Genomic DNA, 21,171 nt, shown 5'->3' on the forward strand with positions numbered 1-21,171 from the left:
ACAATTTCATTTTGAATAACTAGCAGTTAACTTCGCCTCGATAATATATCTATCTGGCGCATCCCCTATATAATTAAATGGATAGCAAGTCGTCAGTGTTAATATCGGTTCTTCTTTTTTTATAATAACAGTACGATCATCCGCATGGGTAATCCATGTTTTTTGAATTTTATATGTGTAAGTTTTATTATCATACTCTAAAATAAGAGTGTCTCTTTCTTTTAACTCTCCTAAATCTGTAAAGACAGTATCTCGATGTCCACTTAGTACAGTATGTCCCCCTCCAGATGGTGTTGTCGTTACGTCACTAACGAACATTCCAACCCCTTTTTTCAGCGTTGCATCATCTGCTCCCCAATATATAGAAAACTTCTTTTTTATTTTCGGTATATGTAACATCGCTACCTTTTCTCCTTCTTTATGCTCTGTTTGAGAAGAAGGCACTTGAGAAGTTACGGGTGTTTCATGTGAAAGTTGATTATGTTGTATATTGTTAAGACTCTTTATTTCTTCTTCTGTCAGTTGCTGAGCAGAGCTTTTTCCTTTATACCATTCCATAGCGTAATATGATCCCATAAATAGTCCTATAGCCATCAATATGATACCGATATAATTGAGTAACTTCATGTTTCATCCCTCCATGCCAAAAATGGTAGGAATAACCTACCATTTTTAATATATGAAATTATTCCATTCTTTATAGGAAAATATTTTATTTACGCCTTAACTTTATTGCGACGATTCAAACCAAATAATGTCCCTACCCCTACAAAGCATGCGCTTAGTGCCATCATTGCTACATTATTAGAAGCTGTGTTTGGTAATTTTTCACCTTCTACAACTGGCTTTGCTACTTCTTTTTTTGCTACATCATTTTTTTGCTGTTCCTTAATTGCTTCCTCTTTTTTAGCCATATCATTTTTTTCTTGTACTTGTGCCGCTTGCTTTTTCTCCGCATCACTCTTTTGCTGTATCTTAATCGCTTCTTCTTTTTTAGCTTTATCTTGCTGCAGTTGCGCCTCTTCTTCCTTCGTTACTGTTCCAGTATCCGCGCTTGCTACTGAAGAATGTCCTACTGTTAAAAGTGCCATTGTACAGATTGATAATAGTTTCTTTTTCATTTCATTTCTCTCCTTTTATACGTTTTACATCACTTCGCATCGGATGTATCACTAGAATAAACAAGAGATATAAATATAAAATGCAGATGAAATATATTTCATTTAAAGATTTCATTGTAAAAAAGGTTATCCGAAATCATCTTCGGATAACCTTTTAAAATTAATCTACACTTAAGGCCTTCTTGCCCATTTGATTATAAATACTTGCAAACCGGCTCTTACTCACTTTTACATTTTTCGTTCCATAGAAAGGATCATTATAGTATACGTAATTATCATCCACTCCTGTTAAAACAACCGCATGCGTATTCATTCTTGCAGAAATTGTCTTTCCACCTGGTGTTTTCCACGTTGTAATTGGTCTTGGATTATTTAAAGCGACAGTCACCCACGTTACTACTGGTTTTCCATTTCTTACATAGTCTTCTAAAACAGAAAGATCATTTCCAGTTAAATTCGTTCCTCTTGCATATTTATCTAACAAACGTTTTAGTGGTTCGGGATTAATAGAATATCCTGGCGTATTTCCTGTCACATCACCTACAAACCCTACATCTGGATCTCCCCAAATTTGTGATGATGTTTTATAGTTCTTTAATTTCGTTTGATCAAAAGGCATTTCAAAAGCAAATGCTACTTTATTTAACGAGCGACCAATTTGATGTTCTACAAGCATTTGTAAAGAAACGACTTCACAGCCATTATGCAATTCTGGGAATTGATATAGTGATGGTACGTTTAATATAACTTGACTACGATTAATATTTCCTTCATTAACCCACTTTAACCCATTACTAGTTTGAATTTGAATCCAACCACCGTCTCTCTCACCATAAACCTCGACTGTCTGTGGTGCATACCTTCCTGATACACGAGATACAAAACTTGGACTATCATAAGCAAAGAACACTTTAGATAAATACTTCGCTTCTTTTTTCGTATCCAACCATTGATAGCCTGCATATGTACGTATACGAAGCCAAGTTCCTCTTTCCTCTACAACCGTTACTGCTTGAGGCCCATAATAATCTAGTATATTCGCAGACCTGAAAGGAGCATCATAAGTAGTAAAGTCTCTATCAATCTGAACTTTTTTGTCTATTAAGCAGACCCACTTATAGCCTAAGGCCGTATAAACTTTAATCCAATTTCCTTCTCTTTCTTCAATAACCGTTACACTTTGCGGAGCATACTCACCTGAAATCCCTGAAGATAAGGATGCCTCATTATATGTCAAAAAGTTTTTATTCATATTCACTTTCTTTTCAACTAAACAAACCCACTTAAAACCAGTATCCGTATGAATTCTAATCCAGCCACCATCTCGCTCTTCATACACTGTTACTTCCCTAGGGCCATATTCCTTTGAAATTCCAGATGATAAAGATGGTCCATTATACGTAAAGAATTTTTTCGAAATGCTTATCTTCTTCATCTTCAATTCATTGTCTTTAGACTTATCTGTAACTGCGACGAGCTGTGCTGCCTCTGCACGTGTAATGGATCTATCTGGCTGCCAACGTCCTCCATCAACACCACTTGAAATACCCATGCTTACTAAAATATTAATGAATTTCTCACCCCAATGATCTTTTACATCAGGAAATAATGTTGATAATTCTTCATGAACCTTTTTCTCTAGTTGATAGGCTTGTACTAACATCGTTGCCATAGCAGCTCTTGTCATTTGACCATTCGGATTAAATTTCCCATTTCCTTCCCCTTTAATGACTCCTGCCTTTTCCACAGCAGCAATATAAGGCGTTGCCCAATGATCTTGAGAGTCTGTAAAAGTTGGTTTCTCCCCCTCTTTAACTTCTAATTCTAAAATTTTCGCCATAATTGTTGCTGCTTCAGCTCTGCTTAATACTTTACTTGGTGAAAATGTTCCATCTGGCATCCCAGAAATAACTTTTTTATGAACTAAATAATAAACAGACTCTTGTGCCCATCCTGGAACGTCAGGAAATGATTGCGGCGCTACTTGCATTGTAATGGTAGCTTGTTTTAATTCTGTCTCTCTCTTTTCTTGTTCTTCTTTTTGCTTCCATTCAAATTCTTGTTTTGTTTGTTCCTCTTTTTGTTTTAATTCAAATTCTTGTTTTGCCTGTTCTTCTTTTTGTTTTAATTCAAGTTCTTGTTTTGCCTGTTCTTCTTTTTGTTTTAATTCAAGTTCTTGTTTTGCTTGTTCCTCTTTTTGTTTTAATTCAAGTTCTTGTTTTGCCTGCTCTTCTTTCTGTGTTAACTCAAGCTCTTGTTTCGTTTTCTGCTCCAATTCTAGCTGTTGCTTCTTCAATTCTTCCTGCTGTTTTCGTAATTCCTCTTGTTGCTTCTTTAGCTCTTCTTTCTTTTTTTGTTCTTCTAATTCTTCAAGTTTTTTTTCTTCTTGGCTATTATTTTCTTTTATTTCTAATGCATTCTTCTCTTCAAGTTCTTCTTGTTTTTTTAATTCAGCAGCTTTTTTCTCTTCATTATTATCCTTCACTTGTAACGGGTTCTTCCCTTCAAGTTCTGCTTGCTGCTTTTTCAACTCATCTAATTCCTGCTGTACTTCTTCCAGTTGTACTTTATGTTCACCATCTTGTTTCAGTAACTCGTCTTTTTTCTGTTTTAATTCATCTACCTTAACAAATAATTCTTTCTGCTGTTTTAAAATTTCTTCTCTTTTTTCTAATTCTATTTGTCGTTCTTTTACAGCTTCTAATTGTTGTTGCAGTTCGCTTTTCTCATTGCTCTGTATATAGGAGAAAACTTCTATACTATTTCTCGTTTTATTTTCAATTTCCGCTAGCGAACTAGAAGGAAAGGTTAATAGATTTGTCGCTAACAAACTCGCTACTGCAATTACACTATATTTTTTCATCATACACACACCTTTTCGAATTTTATTACGATTATACTTTCATACTAAATGTAAAATGTAAGATTCCTCCATAATCATAGCAAATTTTTCCTCAAACAAAATACTTTTTTGCAAAAAAGAAAAAGAGCACTGTATGATACAATGCTCTTTTCGGGTGTGTGTCTCAATTATTTACATGTTACTTTCGCGTGCTTTAGAAGTAGAATGGGCCGGAGCGATAACTAATTGTCTCGGCTCAGTTTTCTTTAAGTGATTTTTGACGTTACACTTACGACGTTGAACAACCCACGCTTTAATAGGGTTTGTCAAAATAATTTTTTGCTCTTCGTTAGGGGCCTCTTCTTCCAACCTACAACTCTCGCTCCATTTATTCCATTTCATTGTAAATTTAGAAGAAGAATGATCGTCTTCTCGATCAAACAAGTGCAAAAAATCCATCTCGCCAGCTAGCATTACGGTGTTGCTAGTTGCTAAAAAAGAAAAGGTCGTCCAACGTTTCTCCATGCCCTCCTACTCCTTTTTCACATATAGAGTGCCTAAAACTTAATTTACCTAAAATATGCTTGCCTTTTACCTTACACCCATAGTTTATCCAAAACACTACTATGCAACTATCGATTTCCCTTACAACTACCTTACATTTTTGTAAGAAACAAAAAAACCTTCACTATGCCTATGTGAAGGTCTCTTATTTCTTATCTATATGATCTTTCATATCATCAAGTCCAGCTTCTTGTAGCTGCGACATCATACCATGAGAAATTGCGCCTAATACTAAAGTCATTCCAATTAGTGAAATCCGAATCGCTGGTACATCAATTATATAAGCCAACAATCCAAGAACAATTGTTAATAGTAATGCTTTTATAAATGTTACAGTTGTGTACTGTTTCTTCTTCATTATCATCACCCTTTATGGAAGCGTTTTCTTAATATAATTAGTATATCATATCATCAGATGATTTTGTCGGTATTTTGTAAAAAATTACTATCTCCTTTGACTTTTTCCTTTCTATCCTTTACAGTCGAAATGTTCACAAGTTTTACACTGTAGGAGGACTCCAATGAATATTGAAATAAAAGACACTTTAATTTCTGAAGAACAATTACAAGAAAAAGTAAAAGAACTAGCACTTCAAATCGAACGTGATTTTGAAGGAGAAGAAATTGTAGTAATCGCTGTATTAAAAGGATCTTTCGTATTTGCTGCTGATTTAATTCGTCACATTAAAAACGATGTAACAATCGACTTTATTTCTGCATCTAGCTACGGAAATCAAACAGAAACAACTGGCAAAGTAAAACTATTAAAAGATATCGATGTAAACATTACTGGCAAAAACGTAATTGTCGTAGAAGACATTATCGATTCTGGCTTAACACTTCACTTCTTAAAAGACCACTTCTTTATGCATAAACCAAAAGCGTTAAAATTCTGTACGCTACTTGATAAACCTGAGCGTCGTAAAGTGGACTTAAAAGCTGAATATGTTGGCTTCCAAATTCCAGACGAATTTATCGTTGGCTACGGCATCGACTGCGCAGAAAAATATCGTAACTTACCATTTATTGCTTCGGTTGTAACGGAATAATCGTATAACTTAAAAAATCGATAGTACATGAAATTTATATCGGCGATTTTCAAAATATATCGACCGTATCTTAAATTATATCGGCGATTTTTCAAATATATCGACTGTAACTCAAATTATATCGGCGATTTTTTCAATATATCGACTTACCGACAATAACCGACAATCTTAGCACGCTATTAATAGGAAGAAGCTGTTCTGAAATACATCGGAACAGCTCCTTCTTTCCATTACAAAAAAACAGGGAGAGATGAAAAATGACAAAGACAAAATTTGAAAAAGTACTCCTCATCGTAAATCCAAAAGCTGGACAAGGCGACTTACATACAAATTTAACAAAAATCGTACCACCTCTTGCCGCAGCTTTTCCTGACTTACATATCCTTCATACGAAAAAGCAAGGTGATGCAACAAAATATTGCCAAGAGTTTGCTAGTAAAGTAGATTTAATTATCGTCTTTGGTGGTGACGGAACAGTATTTGAATGCACAAACGGCTTAGCACCTCTTGAAACTAGACCTACACTTGCAATCATTCCAGGTGGAACTTGCAATGACTTCTCTCGCACACTCGGCGTTCCGCAAAACATTGCAGAAGCAGCAAAACTTATCACTAAGGAACACGTAAAACCAGTTGACGTTGCAAAAGCAAACGGACAACATTTCCTAAACTTCTGGGGCATTGGACTCGTATCTGAAGTATCAAACAATATCGATGCAGAAGAAAAAGCAAAGCTCGGAAAAATAGGCTACTACTTAAGCACAATTCGAACTGTCAAAAATGCTGAAACATTCCCAGTTAAAATCACTTATGACGGACAAGTATATGAAGATGAAGCTGTCCTTGTTATGGTTGGAAACGGTGAATATCTTGGCGGCATCCCGTCCTTTATTCCGAACGTAAAATGCGACGACGGAACACTTGATATTTTCGTAGTCAAATCAACAGGTATTCAAGCATTTAAAGATTACATCGGAAAGAAACTATTTGAAGACTCAAACGAAAATGACATCTTCCACGTAAAAGCGAAATCCATTCATATTGAAACAGAAGAAGAAAAAGAAGTAGATACAGATGGAGAAAGTTCGCTTCATACACCTTGTCATATTGAAGTATTACAAGGGCACTTTACGATGATTTATAATCCTGCGGTTGTGTAATACTAAAAGACGAGCTAAAGTGTTAACATTTTAGCTCGTCTTTTTTATTAGAAGGATATTTTAATCTACGCTTTCATTTTTAATATGAGTTTTCATAATCAAACTCCACCCAATTTTTCCAATGTGTATTAGCGTTCTTATTCACAATAACACTTAGATCTTTCTTCTCTATTGCAGCGGCTACTGATTGGAAGAATTCATTTTCACTTACTTTTTCATCTTCAACATGTTTCCATTCTTCCGTTTCATACGCTACTTCCCAGTCGCCTTCTAAATCAAACTCTTCTAAAATCTCTTCTTTACTCCACCACAATAAATTTCGTGCTTCATTATTAGTAGCAAGCATACGCATGAAGTATGTTGGATAAGAATCTTTCGTTTTTACTTCTATTCCATGATTCACATAATCCTCTTCTGTAAATTCATACTCAAAATGATGATCACGAATTTTCACACTGTCATTATAAATATTTGGTATAAATTCACCTTCATCATCAAACAACTCATATTCTCCATCATTTAATTGTAAAATACCATCATCACCAATTGAATGATTTATTCTATCACCGTATACTTGAATATCATTACATACACCTAATGATCCTACACCGACAACTTGAAATACCATTAACCAATCTTTATTATCTTTAAAGAAAAGAGAGAATTTCACTTGTGAAATATCCATATATTCATTATCAAAGGCAGGAAATTCATAGTTACTTTGCTTTTTATCTAATAGTTTCAAAATATCTTTTTGCATCTGTAGCATCTTCACCTCTATATAAACTTTTCAAATTTACTAGAGTATAACATAGCTATACTTACCTCTGACATTATAATAATTCTACTTAAAAATAGCAGAATGGACTATTTGCATCCTCTAGTTATTTTTAGATACAATTAAGAAAAGAAGCACCTTCATATAAGGGAGAGGACAACCTTTGTTCAACCAACAATTAGTGAATTTACGCATTGATTTTGCATTTAAACAATTGTTTGGTACGAATGGTAGTGAAGATATTCTCATTGCCTTTTTAAACGCGATGTTACAAGAGTCTTTAGAGTCACCTATTACTTCTCTACAATTAGAAGATCCACATTTACACCGAGAACACGCAAATGATAAATTATCAATTCTAGACATTTCAGCAACATTAGACACAGGGACAAAAGTAAATGTAGAAATACAGCTTAATAATAATCACGATATGATGAAACGCAGTTTATATTATTGGGGAAAATTATACACATCCCAGTTACAAAAAGGTATGCCCTACAGTGCACTTCGTAAAACCATCACCATTAATTTATTGAACTTCATAATGTTTTTAGATCACAAAGAATTTCATACAAAGGGCACATTGTGGAATACACAACACCAGAAACTCTTGAGTGATGACATAGAAATTCACATTGTAGAAATTCCAAAGTTAACAGAACAGTGGCATGAAGAAAAAGTAAATCCGTGGAAAGACCCATTTGCTCGTTGGCTTTTATTGCTTTCAGCAAATGAGGATGAGCACTTAACTAAACTATTGGAGGATATTGCTATGAACCAAGACCCTATTTTACAAAAAGCAATAAACAAGTGGGAACGTATGAGTCAAGATTCCTCTTTCCGACAAGCCTATGACGCAAGGGAGAAAGTTTTAATGGATGAAGCAGCAAAATTCGCCCACGCAGAGACAGAAGGTATGAAAAGAGGCATGGAAAAGGGCATGGAAAAAGGTATGGAAAAAGGTATGGAAAAAGGTATGGAAAAAGGCTTAGAACAAGGTATAGAAAAAGGTCGAAAAGAAGGAGTTCAACAGGGAAAAATCCAAATGATTAAAAGTATGTATGATCTTGGTATACCACTTGAGACGATTGCTAAGGCAAGTAAATTAAGTGTACATGATGTTGAACGAATTTTAGAAAATAAATAATGATAAAAAGCGAAAGAGAGCATAATTTTCACTATGCTCTCTTTCTTTCTTTTCTATTTACTAACGATCCCAAAATAAGCACGAACCGTCAACAAATAATAACCAATATAAATAACACTATACACGCCGATGCTAATTAACAACGGAACTGCAATTTCATACGGAAGTACTGTCGCTAATCCTGTTAATGCAAATAAAGTGTGTAATATGCCAACTACTAAAGGAATGAAGAAAATAAATCTCATTTGTTTTGCGATTGCCCTTTTCATTTCTTTTTTCGTGACACCTAGTTTTCGAAGAACGATGTAACGCTCACGATCTGCATGTGCTTCTGTTAATTGCTTGAAGTAAATGATAGACCCTGTTGCGAGTAAAAATACAAGTCCTAAGAACATACCACTAAACATCATTAAGCCTGACGTTGTTACACTGCAGACTTTCAAATGTTTAATAAGTTGATTAAGCTAAATATGCTTGTTGTAACGCCTCTAAACCATCTTTATAAATGCCATGGAATAGATTAATTACCTCTTCATCAGTAACCTCTACAGGAGTGAAGCTACCAGACCATTCAACTAATGATGTGTTAGCATCTTTACCTTCTTTAACATGGATTGTAGATAAATAATTCGTCACAGGGAATGGTGCTTGCATAATTGAATATGTGTAGTAACGTTCTTTCTCATTAAATGCTTCTAAACGCTCTACGATTGCATCGCCATCAGGATTAGCTAAATGACGTACACGTCCACCTTCCGTTACTTTACTGCTAGGGATATATGGTAACCAATCTGGAAGTGCATCAAAACCTCCGATTAATTGCCATACTTGGGCAGGTGAAGCTGGAATTTCAATAGATGTAATAGTATTTGCCATTTTCATTACTCTCCTTTTTATTTAACGTTAATTGGTAGTGGTGCATTAACTGCAACTAATTTTTGTTCACGCATTTCTTCCCAGAACGCTGCTGGAATCATTGTTTTCAATGCAGCTTGGTCTTCTGCAATTCGTTCCGGTTTACTTGCACCTGGAATAACAGCAGCAACCGCTGGGTTAGCCAGTGAAAACTGTAAAGCAGCAGCTTTAATACTAATTCCATGACGATCTGCAAGGTTTTTCATTTTATTAACTTTTTCAATGATTTCTGGTGACGCTTTTTGGTATTCGAAGTGAGCACCTCCAGCAAGAACACCTGAGCTATATGGTCCACCAACAACAATGTCCATATTGTTTTTTACAGCCGCAGGCATTACGCGTTCTAACGCACGCTCGTGGTCTAATAATGAATAGCGACCAGCTAATAAAGATACATTTGGTTTTGCTTCTTCTAAGTCCAGCATAAGTTCAATAGCTTCTACTTTATTTACTCCAAGGCCCCAGCCTTTAATTACACCTTCATCACGCAATTGAGTAAGTGCACGGAATGCCCCTGTTCGAGCAATCTCAAATTGTGAAATCCACTCATCTCCATAAAAATCTTGTGCTACGTCATGAATATAAACAAAATCTAGACGATCTGTTTTTAAACGTTTTAAACTATCTTCAATAGAACGAAGAGTTGCGTCCGCACTATAGTCGTTGATAATTTTATTTTTACGACCAAATTCGAAAAGTCCGCCTTTTTCACCTAAATCACGTGTAGATGGATCTTCCAATTCATCTGAAATAATTCGACCTACTTTTGTACTTAAGAAGTACTCATCACGATTTCTTTTCGATAGTGCTTCACCAAGACGAATCTCTGCTAAACCAGATCCATACAGTGGAGCTGTATCAAAGTAACGAACACCATTATCCCAAGCAGCATCCACTGTTGCGATTGCTTCTTCCTCTGGAATATTACGGTACATATTACCTAGTGGTGCCGTACCAAAACCAAGTGTACCTTTTAATAAATCTTTCATTTAAAATCTCCTCCTAAAATCTATTTAAAAATGTTTAATGAATATCAATTAATGTGACAAGGGCTGACCGATTAAAGCACGATAGTTATGAAAAATAACGTATATGCTTTTTAGTTCTATACTACTCATTTCCCTCTCACGTATGTAATTATGTCTTATCTACAACACAATAAAAAGTACGCACTTTAAAGTGTTATAGATACTAATAAGTAACAATTTTATGTTTCAACGTCTGTAGCTCCAAAATAAAATGATTAAAAATGATTTTATAAAAAACACCTATTTTTGCGGAGATAACCGTAGAAATTATGAGTGGAACATAGAAAGTTGTTATTACTCTTCATTCAAAAAAGGCCACAACGAACTGAAACATGTTCGTTGTGGCCTTTTACCTTCTTTAAAAGATTACATTACATTTCGAACAAAAAGGAGCAGAATTCCCTTTTCTAATTTTCGCATCACATTTTGGACAATATACGTATCGTTCTTCTATCTTTTGTCGTTCTATCATATGTAAAGATACTACCCTCATACTACACATAATCCCAATTAATATAAGACTAACAACGAGTAGCATTCCTCTCACTCCTCCCCTTTAAATTTTACCATAAAATAACAAACCCGATTCTCTCATCGAGAATCGGGTTTATATTTACAATCCTAACTTTGCCTTTGCACCGTCAGGAATTATTTCTTCTTCTATTTGTACCTTATCGTGCACAGACTTTCCTCTCGTAATTACATGCCAGTATGAACCTTTTTGCAATGTATCCACTCCATCAATTGTTATCTCTTTTTCGTTTCCATCCTTATCATATGTGTTCACTGTGTATGCACGGCCTTTATTTCCACCTAAATCTTTTCCATCGTTATCAATTACGGCATAACGATATTCTAATTTAAGAAACGGGTTCATGGAATCTACTGTAGCACTTCCACTTAATAAATATGTCGCTCCTGCGACGATAACAAGTAATGATCCAAAAATAAATCTTTTCATTTATATTCCGCCTTTTATTATGTTTTCTTGAGAACATTTCTAAGTATAGAGCGCATTTCTTAATAAAAACTCGTACTGTTTCTTAACTTTTTCTTAATGTAGAAGAAATGTGGCGTTACATCTAGGTACATGAAATTATATCGACGATTTTTCAAATATATCGAACACAACTCAAAATATATCGACGATTTTTCAAATATATCGAACACAACTCAAAATATATCGACGATTTTTCGAATATGTCGAACACGACTCAAAATATATCGACGATTTTTCGAATATATCGACGTTTCGACAAGGAATATCGACTTACCGACAAAAACTGACAGTAGAAACAACAAAAAAGGCTGTTCCAAAATGTATTTTGGAACAGCCTCCGCTACTTACTCACTACTGCACTTCTTTTTACATAAAACAAACTGCCAATTAAAACGACAATTACGCCAAAATACACACCATACTCTATCGCAACTGCTACAATTCTTTCAATATGTTGTCCGAATAAAGAACCGAGCACAAAATAAATGAGCGTCCAAACAAATCCTGTCGTATAGGAATACAAAGCATATATCCGAAATGACATGTTATTCATTCCAACTACATACGGTACAATATGTCTTACAACTGGTATGAAGTAACTTGTAACTAACGCATAATGACCATATTTCTCTACCATTTGTTGAGATTTCAAAAGATATTTTGCCTTTTTCTTTTTCATTAGTTTATGAAGTACTTTTGTACCAAATATTTTCCCTAGTATATAACCTAAAGAAAGTCCGGATACAACTCCTAAATACGTTAATAAAAATGCAGGAATGATACTTAATATCCCTATTGATGATACGAAACCACCACTCATAACGATCATTTCATCTGGAATTGGCATACCGATAATCCCTAACCATAAACAGAAAAATAAAGCCCAATAACCGTATTGTTCAATATAAGATAATAATTCATGTAATTCCATTATGCATACGCTCTTCTTAGTTCTTTTTTACAACTAAAGACGTAGGCTGGCGGGAAATTGAGCCACACTTTTTCTAGTGTAATTTCGGGGAAGAAATGCTGTATAAATCCTTTTTTCACAAGTGAATATTGAAATGTAATAAATTCACCATTCTCATGTATCGCTTCCATTGCATTATTTAAAATGCGTTTTGAAACTTCTTCTGGTAAAGAGGTAAAAGGTAATCCCGATAAGACGTAATCCACGTATTCTATATGGAACTCTTCCATATACTTCTTTATATTTTCAGCTGAACCATGTACAACAATGACGTTCTGTTCATCTTTAAACTTTCTTGTTAACTCTTTGCAAAACACTTCATTAATTTCAATAAGAAGAAATATTGTCTCCTTCTTCTTTCTTTTCATAATCTCTTTCGTAAAAACCCCTGTACCAGGCCCTAACTCTATGATGCACTTCGCCTTATTAAAATCAATTACATCTACCATTTTCTTTGCTAATATTTTTGAACTTGGCGTAATTGCACCAGTATGTTTCGGATGTTTTATAAATTCATGTAAGAATGTTATGAGCTGCATGTAACCCTCTCTCCATTCGTTCGATAGTTTTTAACTTGTTTCTAAGTATAACTATCGTTTCTTAACAAAAATTGAGGAGATTTCTTAAGATTTTATGAAGAATGTATCATTCATTCTTACACACGAAATTTTTTGAGTTCCAAATATAAATACCTCTCTTATATTTATTAATTTGGTATAATGGATATAAAAAGAACTTTATGGAAGGTACCATCACTACGTCTATTTTCATACAACATCTGTAGAAATAAATCTGTCAATTATCTTTCATTATTATCCAACATATGTAATTATTTTGTATGAGCAAAGAAATTCAAATAATAAGAAATTTATATTTTGTAGAAACGAATATAGGTTCAAATATATTTCAAAACGATTTAACAGGAGAAGATTATGAATAATTATATCGACATACAGCACTTATGCGACCTTGTACATAGTACTTTTCATGTACCTGTTCAATTTTTAGCTACTAATAAAAAAATTGTATATGAATCTACTTCTCATACGATTGGTAGTCCTTTTTATACTTCTAAAGAAGAACATCTGAATGAAATTTATCAAGAAAATGCTCCTTGTAATTTTCCAATTTTCAAAGGGAATAAATATCTTGAGAATTTTATTAGCATTCATATAACAAATCATGAACATATAAAAGGAACGATTATAATCGGCCCTACCACTTACCCAAAAGTATCAGATGAAATGGCGATTAAACTTATGAAATATTTCAACTGTAATGATAAAACGCAACAAGGAATAGACTACTATCAATTTCTACCTGAGATTAAAAAAAGCACACTAATTGATATAAGTATTTGGTTACATTACGTCATTTTTAATGAAAAATTAGATCGCGATATTGTTTGGAAAAAAAATAAATTGCTCGAAGATGTTTCTTATAAAATCGTAAATCCTGATCTATACATTTCAAAACGTCTTCGGCATGATCCGCAACATTATGACATATCATTGGAACGTAAATTTTTTTCTGCAATTAAAGAAGGCAATAAAGAAAAAGTCATACAATATGCATATTCCTTCCCGCAAGAAGATTCAGCAATTTCATCTAAAGGAGATCAACTAAGAAACCAAAAAAATAATGGCATTATCGCCATTACGCTAGCTATTCGATATGCGATAGATGGTAATCTTCCATCACATATTGCTTTTTCACTCGGTACTTTATATATTCAAACCATTGAAAAACTAGACAACATGTATTCCGTAAATAGATTAATTGAAGATGCATTATGTACGTTTGCAGAACGTGTAAAAGAATATAATAATCAAGCATATTCTAATGCCATTACTACATGCCTAAATCATATTCACAAACATATTTACGATGAAATAACTCTTAATGACCTTGCTAACCTTTTACATATTTCCCCTACTTATTTATCAAAGCTATTTAAAAAAGAAGTGGGAATTCCTTTAAGTGAATACATCCAGAGGGAACGAGTAGAAGAAGCCAAAAAGTTATTAACATTAACGACCTACCCACTATCAGATATTTGTGCCTGGCTCAACTTTAATGATCAAAGCTATTTCACGAGAGTCTTCAAAAAAATTACTAACATGACTCCTAGACAATATCGTGAAAATCATACTGTCATATAAAAACGCTTTCTTAATAGAAGGTGAGATAGTTGTCATACTTGCTCACCTTCCTCCATTTGATTTCCTCTCCTTCATCCAAAATAAAGTTTTAATCCTCTTCAAAAAAGTACAAAAATGACAAATAAATTACTATAAATAAGTGAATGAATTTGATAATTTTTTAGTATTAAGCAAATTCAGCTCAAAATCACCCACCATTATTTCGTTCTATACATAAGTTGCTTACTCAATTATAAGTAACAGCTACTTCCATAGTGATTAACCTTTCTATATAGAAAATATATTGTTAGGAGAATAGAAAGCATGAGTAGTACAAATATATCAAATTCGGATCAAATGACTATTATGTCTAAGCAATCTGCTGACATGAAAGAATCACGAAAAGTATCACCATACGATGGTAGAGAAAGAATTGAAGATACTTTATTACGTTCATTCATTTCAGAAAAAGAAATATTGATTACTTGTTATAAAGATGGTTATTTCCCTACAAACTATATGACTGTAATTGAATTAAATCCTTTGAAACGTTCTTTAATTTGCATAGATGCCTTTGATCGAAAACATACTTTTAGTTTCATAGACATAATCGATGCACGTTAATTATCTCTTCATTATAATTAGATTGTAAAAAAAGCCATTCACCTCATAAAAAATGAGGTGAATGGCTTTTTTATTTTCTCGCAGCTACACTTATTATTTCGTACTTACAATCTTATAATAAGAACGAACTGTTATGAAGTAATATCCAATATAAATAACACCATATACTCCGATACTAATTAGAAGCGGAATCATAATTTCAAATGGTAATATATTTGATAAACCTTTTAGTGCAAATAAGCTGTGTAAAATACCGATTACTAACGGAATCGCAAAGATAAAGCTTACTTGTTTTGCGATAGCTTTCTTCATTTCTTGCTTCGTTACACCAACTTTATGAAGGACAATGTAACGATCACGGTCAGCACTTGCTTCTGTTAATTGTTTAAAGTAAATGATTGAGCCTGTCGCTAATAGGAAGACTAATCCTAAGAATAACCCAATAAACATCATTAAGCCTGTCGTTTCAAGCCCCATTTGGAATCCTGTATAGAAATCGTTAAATGGTTTTAAAACTTCTGATTCACCAGCTGGCATAATGCTTGCTAATTTTGCTGTTAACTCTTTACTATTTCGCTCACCTTTTACATCAATATTTTTTACAGTGCGCGTTTCGTTTACTTGTTTCGCCTGCTCATATGTTTGATCTGGAACGATTACAAATAGTTCATTTAAGTTTGTAACACTTCTACTATTTACACCTTTAATCTTTAACTCTTTCGATTCATTTCCAACAGGGAATACAGCTGTATTTCCTGTGTAAAGGGGACCAAAATCAAGTGTTTCAATATATAAGCTATCATATACAAAAGCTTCATTCGCACTTAAATTTACAGGTTCTATATCTAAATGTTTCGCGATTGTATTAAAGTTTGATTGAGAAATAAGCTGGTACTGCTTCGTCACATTATAGTGTGTGTTCAGAACTTGATCCGCTCTTTCACCTTTAAATGTTCCTTTCACAGGAATCATTTCAACTTCTGCTTCATATGTCACTGGATGATTCTTCTTCTCTCCAGCAAGTATTTCATTTACTTTTTTATCTAATGCTGTATCTTTTTTCTCATAGGAATAACTATACGGCGCAGCAACTTTTGATTGTGTAAATGTGTTGTAATACATCGTAACTGACGTACCAACCGCTGTTAATGTAACTGCACTTAAAATCGCAATTGTCGCCAGTGATTTCGCATTTCCTTTAATACGATAGAGTAACTGTGATGTCGTTACCATATTCATACCGTTATAAAACGCTGATTTATTATTTCTCGCACGTTTCAATATAAATACTGTGAAGAACATGAACAATAAATAAGTTCCTGCTACTGTCGCTAATAAAATGTATAATGCAACGACCATAAAGTCTGCATACATAACTGCTTTCATGTACATTAGCGCTAAGAAATAACCTGAACCGATTAAGACAACTGAAATGAATGCCATAATAACAGATCCTTTTGGCATTGCTTCTCCTTCACGTTCTGCGCGGAAAAGTTCAATTAGCTTAAAGCGATAAATTAAACGATATCCTTGAAGTGATGTATACAAAATAATCACAAAGAAAATAATTGCTGTATCAATAATGGCAGCCATCGGTACTTCAAAATGAACATTTAAATTTAATCCCATCATATTTACTAATAACTCAAGGAATAATTTTGAAAGGACACTACCAATCGCAATTCCGATAATTAAAGACATTAACCCCATTAACATATTTTCATAAAAGAGCATTTTACCAATTTGTCTTTTACGAATACCTAATAAGGAATAGAGTCCAACTTCTTTTTTACGTTTTCTTGTAAAGAAACCGTTCGAATATATAATAAACACCGCTACGAAAATAATAAGCATCACACTGGAAACTTGGAATGCCCCGCTAATTTTTTTAGAAGCTTCCGCTGCTTTTTCCATTTGTGAATTATATTGCAGTGCTTTAAATGTAAAGTAAATAACAATACTAAAAATCATAGATGCAAAATATACAAAGTAGTCTTTAAAGTTCCGCTGTATGTTGCGGAGGGCAATGCTAGATAAGGTCATCAGCCATACCTCCGGAAATAGAAGACATTACATCAACGACTTGTTGGAAGAACTGTTTACGCGTTAACTCGCCGCGGTGCAATTCTTTATATAACTCACCATCTTTAATGAAAATAACTCGTTTACAGTAACTCGCCGCAAACGCATCGTGCGTTACCATTAAAATTGTAGAGTTATCATATTCATTTAGCGACTTCATACTTTCAAGTAAATCTGTCGCTGATTTCGAATCAAGTGCTCCCGTTGGCTCGTCCCCGAAAATCATACTTGGATTTGTAACGATTGCACGTGATGCCGCACATCTTTGCTTCTGTCCACCAGATACTTGATATGGGAACTGACTTAAAATATGATCAATACCGAATTTCTTTGAGATTTCAAGAACGCGGCGATCAATCTCACTCGCTTTCACCTTTGATAACGCAAGAGGTAACGCAATATTCTCTTTTACAGTTAACGTATCTAATAAGTTATAATCTTGGAAAATGAAACCTAAATGATCGCGGCGGAATAATGCTAACTTATCATCATTCATTTTCACAATATCTTTTCCATCAATTAAAATTTCACCGTTCGTCGCATTATCAATTGTAGAAAGAACGTTTAGTAAAGTCGTCTTACCAGAACCAGAAGGTCCCATAATTCCAACGAACTCACCTTCTTTTACTTGTAAGTTAATACCTTTTAACGCTGCAAATTTATTACCACCCGTGTCATATACTTTTTCAATATTTTTTGCTTCTAACACTGTTTTCATCTCGACATCCCTCATTTCATCTATTCTCTATTTTCACTATATACATTCTCTACTTTTTCCACTATCGATGTTTCTTACACAAACATGACAGTTATGTAAGACCAGTAAGCAAAGAAATCAAAATTTAACCTAATGAATCAAAGTACTTTGTTACTATAACATTGGGATATCATGCCATCCATTCATTCTCCTTACAGGAACATTACAATTTTGTAAGGTACAAAATGTACCCTACAAAGTTGTGCACGAAATGTCGGATGAAGCTATTTCGTTCCTGCTATTCTATGTACAGAGGAGGTCATCATATGGATTCACTTAAAAATATGAATGCTGCAATGCACTATATTGAAAACAACCTAACAAATGAAATTAATTTTAAAGAAGTTGCGAAGCTAGCTTACTGCTCGGAATATCATTTCAAAAGAATGTTTTCTTTTCTAGCTGGCATATCACTATCAGAATATATTCGTTGTAGACGTCTTACTCTCGCTGCTTTTGAACTAAAAAATAGCGATGCAAAAGTCATTGATGTCGCTATCAAATATGGGTACAACTCACCAGATTCTTTTGCGCGTGCCTTTCAGAACTTGCACGGCATAACACCTTCAGAGGCCCGAAATAGTAGTCATTCCCTAAAAGCCTATTCACCAATGACCTTCCAATTATCCATCCAAGGAGGAAATGAAATGAATTATCGAATTGAAGAAAAAGAACCATTTCGAATTATAGGTATTACAAAACGCGTACCGATTGTATTTAACGGTGTAAATGAAGAAATTGCTTCTATGTGGAAAAGTTTAAATCCAGATGTCATTCAAACTTTAAAGTCACTTTCAAATATGGAACCTACTGGAATTATTAGTGCTTCTACTAACTTTTCTGAAGGAAGAATGGAGGAAAAAGGAGAACTTGATCACTATATTGGCGTAGCCACAATGAAAGATTGCCCAGAGCAATTTGCGCAACTTGAAGTTGCAGCTTCAACGTGGGCTATATTTGAAGCTGTCGGTCCATTTCCGGATGCACTACAAAATGTATGGGGACGCATTTATTCCGAATGGTTTCCTTCCTCAAACTATGAACTAGCGGAAGGACCGGAAATATTGTGGAATGAACAGAAAGATATATCTTCTCCAAACTTTAAAAGTGAAATTTGGATACCGGTTTTGAGGAAATAAAAAATAAAGCTGCTTTTCCTTTTAAGGAAAAGCAGCTTTATTTTACATTTTTAGTTCTTTTTTATAAGCGACATAGGAATACACCATCGTACCAACAACCAATACAGCAACAACACTTAACAAACTAATCACTTTCCACATTCCCGGAAGAAACGCGGAAAATATGATTACAATACCGCCAATCATCATAATCTTTGCCCCTAACCTATGTGTTTTTCTCCATACTTCTTCATTACTTAACGTCCACGGCGTTTTAATACCTATGAAGAAATTTGGTTTACATTGTTGCATATAATTGCCGAGTACAATAAAGAGTATACCGAGCATTATGTTCACAACAATTGCAATTGGAATGTTGTATCCTAAAGCATTTGCGAGTGCCATCATGTTATTAGCAAATAAGAATAATAAAATAGCTCCATTCATCATCATATATGCTTTCGAAAACTTACCGTAATTCGCATATCTCGGATCTAATTTAGGCAAAACAATTGCTAAAATATATATAAATAACATAACTGCAACATCCAAAATCATCATGCCCATCTTCGACATATGTCCATCTACTTCACCCGAGACATTTATATGGCTCGGAACCTCTCCTGGTAAATAAGGCCACGCGACGCACCATGCAATAATCGTTACAGCAATTAATAATAACGGAAATATATGCTTCCTCATTTCCCCTCTTCCCCCTTATTCGTAAACGTAAACACCCAAGTTAACAAATCTTGAAAGACAGTTGTGTTTAAAGAGTACATAACGAATTGACCTTTCTTCTCATCTTGAATAAGTTCAGCATTTTTAAGTGCGTTTAAGTGGTGTGAAATACTTGGTTTTGTCATATTGAAATGTTCAGCAATCTCACCAGCGGTTAGATCACCTTCTTTTAATAAGTCTAAAATTTTTCGCCTTGTTGGATCTGCTAATGCTTTGAATGCTTGATTCAATGTCTTTCTTCCTTTCACTAATTAGACATTTAGATATTTATCTAAATGTTAAAACAATTACTATCATTTATCAATTATATCCAGCGTCCTTTTTACTTTTTACGCTTTTTCCCTATACTGTTTATTAGCTTATCTTTCAACATAATGAAAAGACTTGAAACACATGATACACTATATCTACAATTGTTTTTTTAGGAGGAATATACATATGTATAAAATTTTAATCGTTGAAGACGATCCAAATATTTCATCATTACTACAATCTCACATTCAAAAATATGGCTATGAAGCTGTTGTTGCAGAGAATTTCGATGATATTATGGAATCGTTTAACGCTGTGAAACCACATCTTGTTTTACTTGATGTAAACTTACCAAAATTCGATGGGTTCTACTGGTGCCGCCAAATTCGTCATGAATCTACTTGTCCAATTATTTTCATTTCAGCGCGTGCTGGTGAGATGGAACAAATTATGGCGATTGAAAGCGGTGCGGATGATTATATTACAAAACCGTTCCACTACGACGTTGTAATGGCGAAAATTAAAGGTCAATTACGCCGTATTTACGGTGATTATGCACCAAACATTTCTGAACGTATCGTTGAAGTAGAAGGATTAAAACTATTCCCTGAACGTCCTGAAATTCACTTCGGATCTGAACAAGTTCTTTTAACGAAGAAAGAAGCTATTTTAGCAGAAATGTTATTATCTAAATTCCCTCGTACAGCGAGCCGTGAAGATTTGTTAGCTGCGCTTTGGGATGACGAGAGCTTCGTTGAAGAAAACACATTAAACGTAAACATTACGCGTCTTCGTAAAAAGTTCAATGAGCTTGGTATTGAAAATGCTATTGAAACAGTGCGCGGACTTGGGTATCGTTTTAACGCAACTTGGAGTGAATAA

At 34.1% G+C, this 21,171-nt stretch carries 23 protein-coding genes and 1 pseudogene; 7 read left to right on the plus strand and 17 right to left on the minus strand.

Going from position 1 to position 21,171, the window contains the following annotated elements; translation table 11 throughout:
* Positions 1-6 precede the first annotated feature (6 nt).
* From ACTFNE_RS24535 to ACTFNE_RS24555, 5 genes are all read right to left on the minus strand, one after another.
* A complete protein-coding gene (locus tag ACTFNE_RS24535) occupies positions 7-627 on the minus strand; it encodes a class D sortase (RefSeq protein WP_270705664.1) in 621 nt (206 codons plus the stop codon).
* A gap of 89 nt (positions 628-716) precedes the next feature.
* Positions 717-1,121, minus strand: coding sequence for an LPXTG cell wall anchor domain-containing protein (locus ACTFNE_RS24540; RefSeq protein ID WP_270705663.1), 405 nt, complete (start codon positions 1,119-1,121; stop codon positions 717-719).
* 160 nt (positions 1,122-1,281) lie between these two features.
* A complete protein-coding gene (locus ACTFNE_RS24545; RefSeq protein WP_270705662.1) occupies positions 1,282-3,987 on the minus strand; it encodes an S-layer homology domain-containing protein in 2,706 nt (901 codons plus the stop codon).
* Between the two features lie 168 nt (positions 3,988-4,155).
* Complete coding sequence (locus tag ACTFNE_RS24550) at positions 4,156-4,488, minus strand: hypothetical protein (RefSeq protein ID WP_270705661.1); 333 nt, start codon at positions 4,486-4,488, stop codon at positions 4,156-4,158.
* A 184-nt stretch (positions 4,489-4,672) separates the two neighbouring features.
* Positions 4,673-4,888 (minus strand): hypothetical protein, encoded by a 216-nt coding sequence (locus ACTFNE_RS24555; protein WP_002156638.1) that lies wholly within the window; start codon positions 4,886-4,888, stop codon positions 4,673-4,675.
* A gap of 160 nt (positions 4,889-5,048) precedes the next feature.
* Here ACTFNE_RS24555 and hpt point away from each other — a divergent pair, with 160 nt between their 5' ends.
* Both hpt and ACTFNE_RS24565 read left to right on the plus strand, forming a co-directional pair.
* Complete coding sequence (gene hpt / locus ACTFNE_RS24560) at positions 5,049-5,576, plus strand: hypoxanthine phosphoribosyltransferase (RefSeq protein ID WP_001019304.1); 528 nt, start codon at positions 5,049-5,051, stop codon at positions 5,574-5,576.
* Positions 5,577-5,833: 257 nt separating this feature from the next.
* Complete coding sequence (locus ACTFNE_RS24565; RefSeq protein WP_000167906.1) at positions 5,834-6,736, plus strand: diacylglycerol/lipid kinase family protein; 903 nt, start codon at positions 5,834-5,836, stop codon at positions 6,734-6,736.
* A 79-nt stretch (positions 6,737-6,815) separates the two neighbouring features.
* Here ACTFNE_RS24565 and ACTFNE_RS24570 read toward each other — a convergent pair whose 3' ends face one another.
* Complete coding sequence (locus tag ACTFNE_RS24570; protein ID WP_270705710.1) at positions 6,816-7,496, minus strand: DUF7003 family protein; 681 nt, start codon at positions 7,494-7,496, stop codon at positions 6,816-6,818.
* Between the two features lie 181 nt (positions 7,497-7,677).
* Here ACTFNE_RS24570 and ACTFNE_RS24575 point away from each other — a divergent pair, with 181 nt between their 5' ends.
* Entirely contained in the window at positions 7,678-8,661 is a 984-nt protein-coding gene (locus tag ACTFNE_RS24575) for an Rpn family recombination-promoting nuclease/putative transposase (protein WP_270705660.1), read from the plus strand.
* A gap of 53 nt (positions 8,662-8,714) precedes the next feature.
* On the opposite strand, the pseudogene ACTFNE_RS24580 reads toward ACTFNE_RS24575, so the two are convergent.
* The 7 genes and pseudogenes from ACTFNE_RS24580 to ACTFNE_RS24610 all read right to left on the minus strand — a co-directional run.
* Positions 8,715-9,089: pseudogene (locus tag ACTFNE_RS24580) on the minus strand (FtsX-like permease family protein); the annotation flags it as partial.
* Between the two features lie 31 nt (positions 9,090-9,120).
* Positions 9,121-9,537 (minus strand): SRPBCC family protein, encoded by a 417-nt coding sequence (locus ACTFNE_RS24585; RefSeq protein ID WP_046199463.1) that lies wholly within the window; start codon positions 9,535-9,537, stop codon positions 9,121-9,123.
* Positions 9,538-9,554: 17 nt separating this feature from the next.
* Positions 9,555-10,565: an aldo/keto reductase gene (locus ACTFNE_RS24590; RefSeq protein WP_046199464.1), complete on the minus strand. Its 1,011-nt coding sequence runs from the start codon at positions 10,563-10,565 to the stop codon at positions 9,555-9,557.
* A 397-nt stretch (positions 10,566-10,962) separates the two neighbouring features.
* Complete coding sequence (locus ACTFNE_RS24595; protein WP_000928044.1) at positions 10,963-11,142, minus strand: hypothetical protein; 180 nt, start codon at positions 11,140-11,142, stop codon at positions 10,963-10,965.
* A gap of 75 nt (positions 11,143-11,217) precedes the next feature.
* Positions 11,218-11,565, minus strand: a complete 348-nt coding sequence (locus tag ACTFNE_RS24600) for a YxeA family protein (RefSeq protein WP_046199465.1) — start codon at positions 11,563-11,565, stop codon at positions 11,218-11,220.
* 379 nt (positions 11,566-11,944) lie between these two features.
* Entirely contained in the window at positions 11,945-12,535 is a 591-nt protein-coding gene (locus ACTFNE_RS24605) for a DedA family protein (protein WP_270705658.1), read from the minus strand.
* On the minus strand, positions 12,535-13,113 hold the full coding sequence (locus ACTFNE_RS24610; RefSeq protein WP_046199466.1) for a class I SAM-dependent methyltransferase: 579 nt from the start codon (positions 13,111-13,113) through the stop codon (positions 12,535-12,537). The genes ACTFNE_RS24605 and ACTFNE_RS24610 overlap by 1 nt, the downstream gene beginning before the upstream one ends.
* A 393-nt stretch (positions 13,114-13,506) precedes the next feature.
* Here ACTFNE_RS24610 and ACTFNE_RS24615 point away from each other — a divergent pair, with 393 nt between their 5' ends.
* Positions 13,507-14,736, plus strand: a complete 1,230-nt coding sequence (locus ACTFNE_RS24615) for a helix-turn-helix domain-containing protein (RefSeq protein ID WP_270705657.1) — start codon at positions 13,507-13,509, stop codon at positions 14,734-14,736.
* A 303-nt stretch (positions 14,737-15,039) separates the two neighbouring features.
* Entirely contained in the window at positions 15,040-15,339 is a 300-nt protein-coding gene (locus ACTFNE_RS24620) for a YolD-like family protein (RefSeq protein ID WP_046199468.1), read from the plus strand.
* Positions 15,340-15,432: 93 nt separating this feature from the next.
* Here ACTFNE_RS24620 and ACTFNE_RS24625 read toward each other — a convergent pair whose 3' ends face one another.
* Together ACTFNE_RS24625 and ACTFNE_RS24630 are read right to left on the minus strand one after the other, a co-directional pair.
* Positions 15,433-17,382, minus strand: a complete 1,950-nt coding sequence (locus ACTFNE_RS24625; protein WP_046199469.1) for an ABC transporter permease — start codon at positions 17,380-17,382, stop codon at positions 15,433-15,435.
* Positions 17,369-18,139 carry an ABC transporter ATP-binding protein gene (locus ACTFNE_RS24630; protein ID WP_000859654.1) on the minus strand — a complete coding sequence of 257 codons (771 nt, stop codon included), beginning with the start codon at positions 18,137-18,139 and terminating at the stop codon, positions 17,369-17,371. Before ACTFNE_RS24630 ends, ACTFNE_RS24625 begins: the two co-directional genes overlap by 14 nt.
* 305 nt (positions 18,140-18,444) lie before the next feature.
* Between ACTFNE_RS24630 and ACTFNE_RS24635 the strand changes: the two genes are divergently transcribed.
* Positions 18,445-19,317 (plus strand): AraC family transcriptional regulator, encoded by an 873-nt coding sequence (locus ACTFNE_RS24635; RefSeq protein ID WP_000377684.1) that lies wholly within the window; start codon positions 18,445-18,447, stop codon positions 19,315-19,317.
* Between the two features lie 42 nt (positions 19,318-19,359).
* On the opposite strand, the gene ACTFNE_RS24640 is transcribed toward ACTFNE_RS24635, so the two are convergent.
* Positions 19,360-19,998: an SdpI family protein gene (locus tag ACTFNE_RS24640; protein WP_270705655.1), complete on the minus strand. Its 639-nt coding sequence runs from the start codon at positions 19,996-19,998 to the stop codon at positions 19,360-19,362.
* Complete coding sequence (locus ACTFNE_RS24645) at positions 19,995-20,267, minus strand: autorepressor SdpR family transcription factor (RefSeq protein ID WP_001070523.1); 273 nt, start codon at positions 20,265-20,267, stop codon at positions 19,995-19,997. Before ACTFNE_RS24645 ends, ACTFNE_RS24640 begins: the two co-directional genes overlap by 4 nt.
* A gap of 208 nt (positions 20,268-20,475) precedes the next feature.
* Here ACTFNE_RS24645 and ACTFNE_RS24650 point away from each other — a divergent pair, with 208 nt between their 5' ends.
* Positions 20,476-21,171, plus strand: a complete 696-nt coding sequence (locus tag ACTFNE_RS24650; protein WP_000276737.1) for a response regulator transcription factor — start codon at positions 20,476-20,478, stop codon at positions 21,169-21,171.

This window comes from Bacillus cereus group sp. MYBKT111-2, assembly GCF_051915205.1.
In the GTDB taxonomy this organism is placed as follows: domain Bacteria; phylum Bacillota; class Bacilli; order Bacillales; family Bacillaceae_G; genus Bacillus_A; species Bacillus_A paranthracis.

Coding starts and splice junctions, on each gene's coding strand:
- ACTFNE_RS24620 (WP_046199468.1), top strand. CDS start 15,040: ATGAGTAGTACAAATATATCAAATTCGGATCAAATGACTATTATGTCT.
- ACTFNE_RS24590 (WP_046199464.1), bottom strand. CDS start 10,565: ATGAAAGATTTATTAAAAGGTACACTTGGTTTTGGTACGGCACCACTA.
- ACTFNE_RS24535 (WP_270705664.1), bottom strand. CDS start 627: ATGAAGTTACTCAATTATATCGGTATCATATTGATGGCTATAGGACTA.
- ACTFNE_RS24640 (WP_270705655.1), bottom strand. CDS start 19,998: ATGAGGAAGCATATATTTCCGTTATTATTAATTGCTGTAACGATTATT.
- ACTFNE_RS24570 (WP_270705710.1), bottom strand. CDS start 7,496: ATGCAAAAAGATATTTTGAAACTATTAGATAAAAAGCAAAGTAACTAT.
- ACTFNE_RS24615 (WP_270705657.1), top strand. CDS start 13,507: ATGAATAATTATATCGACATACAGCACTTATGCGACCTTGTACATAGT.
- ACTFNE_RS24600 (WP_046199465.1), bottom strand. CDS start 11,565: ATGAAAAGATTTATTTTTGGATCATTACTTGTTATCGTCGCAGGAGCG.
- ACTFNE_RS24550 (WP_270705661.1), bottom strand. CDS start 4,488: ATGGAGAAACGTTGGACGACCTTTTCTTTTTTAGCAACTAGCAACACC.
- hpt (WP_001019304.1), top strand. CDS start 5,049: ATGAATATTGAAATAAAAGACACTTTAATTTCTGAAGAACAATTACAA.
- ACTFNE_RS24595 (WP_000928044.1), bottom strand. CDS start 11,142: ATGCTACTCGTTGTTAGTCTTATATTAATTGGGATTATGTGTAGTATG.
- ACTFNE_RS24610 (WP_046199466.1), bottom strand. CDS start 13,113: ATGCAGCTCATAACATTCTTACATGAATTTATAAAACATCCGAAACAT.
- ACTFNE_RS24585 (WP_046199463.1), bottom strand. CDS start 9,537: ATGGCAAATACTATTACATCTATTGAAATTCCAGCTTCACCTGCCCAA.
- ACTFNE_RS24545 (WP_270705662.1), bottom strand. CDS start 3,987: ATGATGAAAAAATATAGTGTAATTGCAGTAGCGAGTTTGTTAGCGACA.
- ACTFNE_RS24630 (WP_000859654.1), bottom strand. CDS start 18,139: ATGAAAACAGTGTTAGAAGCAAAAAATATTGAAAAAGTATATGACACG.
- ACTFNE_RS24625 (WP_046199469.1), bottom strand. CDS start 17,382: ATGACCTTATCTAGCATTGCCCTCCGCAACATACAGCGGAACTTTAAA.
- ACTFNE_RS24650 (WP_000276737.1), top strand. CDS start 20,476: ATGTATAAAATTTTAATCGTTGAAGACGATCCAAATATTTCATCATTA.
- ACTFNE_RS24565 (WP_000167906.1), top strand. CDS start 5,834: ATGACAAAGACAAAATTTGAAAAAGTACTCCTCATCGTAAATCCAAAA.
- ACTFNE_RS24540 (WP_270705663.1), bottom strand. CDS start 1,121: ATGAAAAAGAAACTATTATCAATCTGTACAATGGCACTTTTAACAGTA.
- ACTFNE_RS24635 (WP_000377684.1), top strand. CDS start 18,445: ATGGATTCACTTAAAAATATGAATGCTGCAATGCACTATATTGAAAAC.
- ACTFNE_RS24605 (WP_270705658.1), bottom strand. CDS start 12,535: ATGGAATTACATGAATTATTATCTTATATTGAACAATACGGTTATTGG.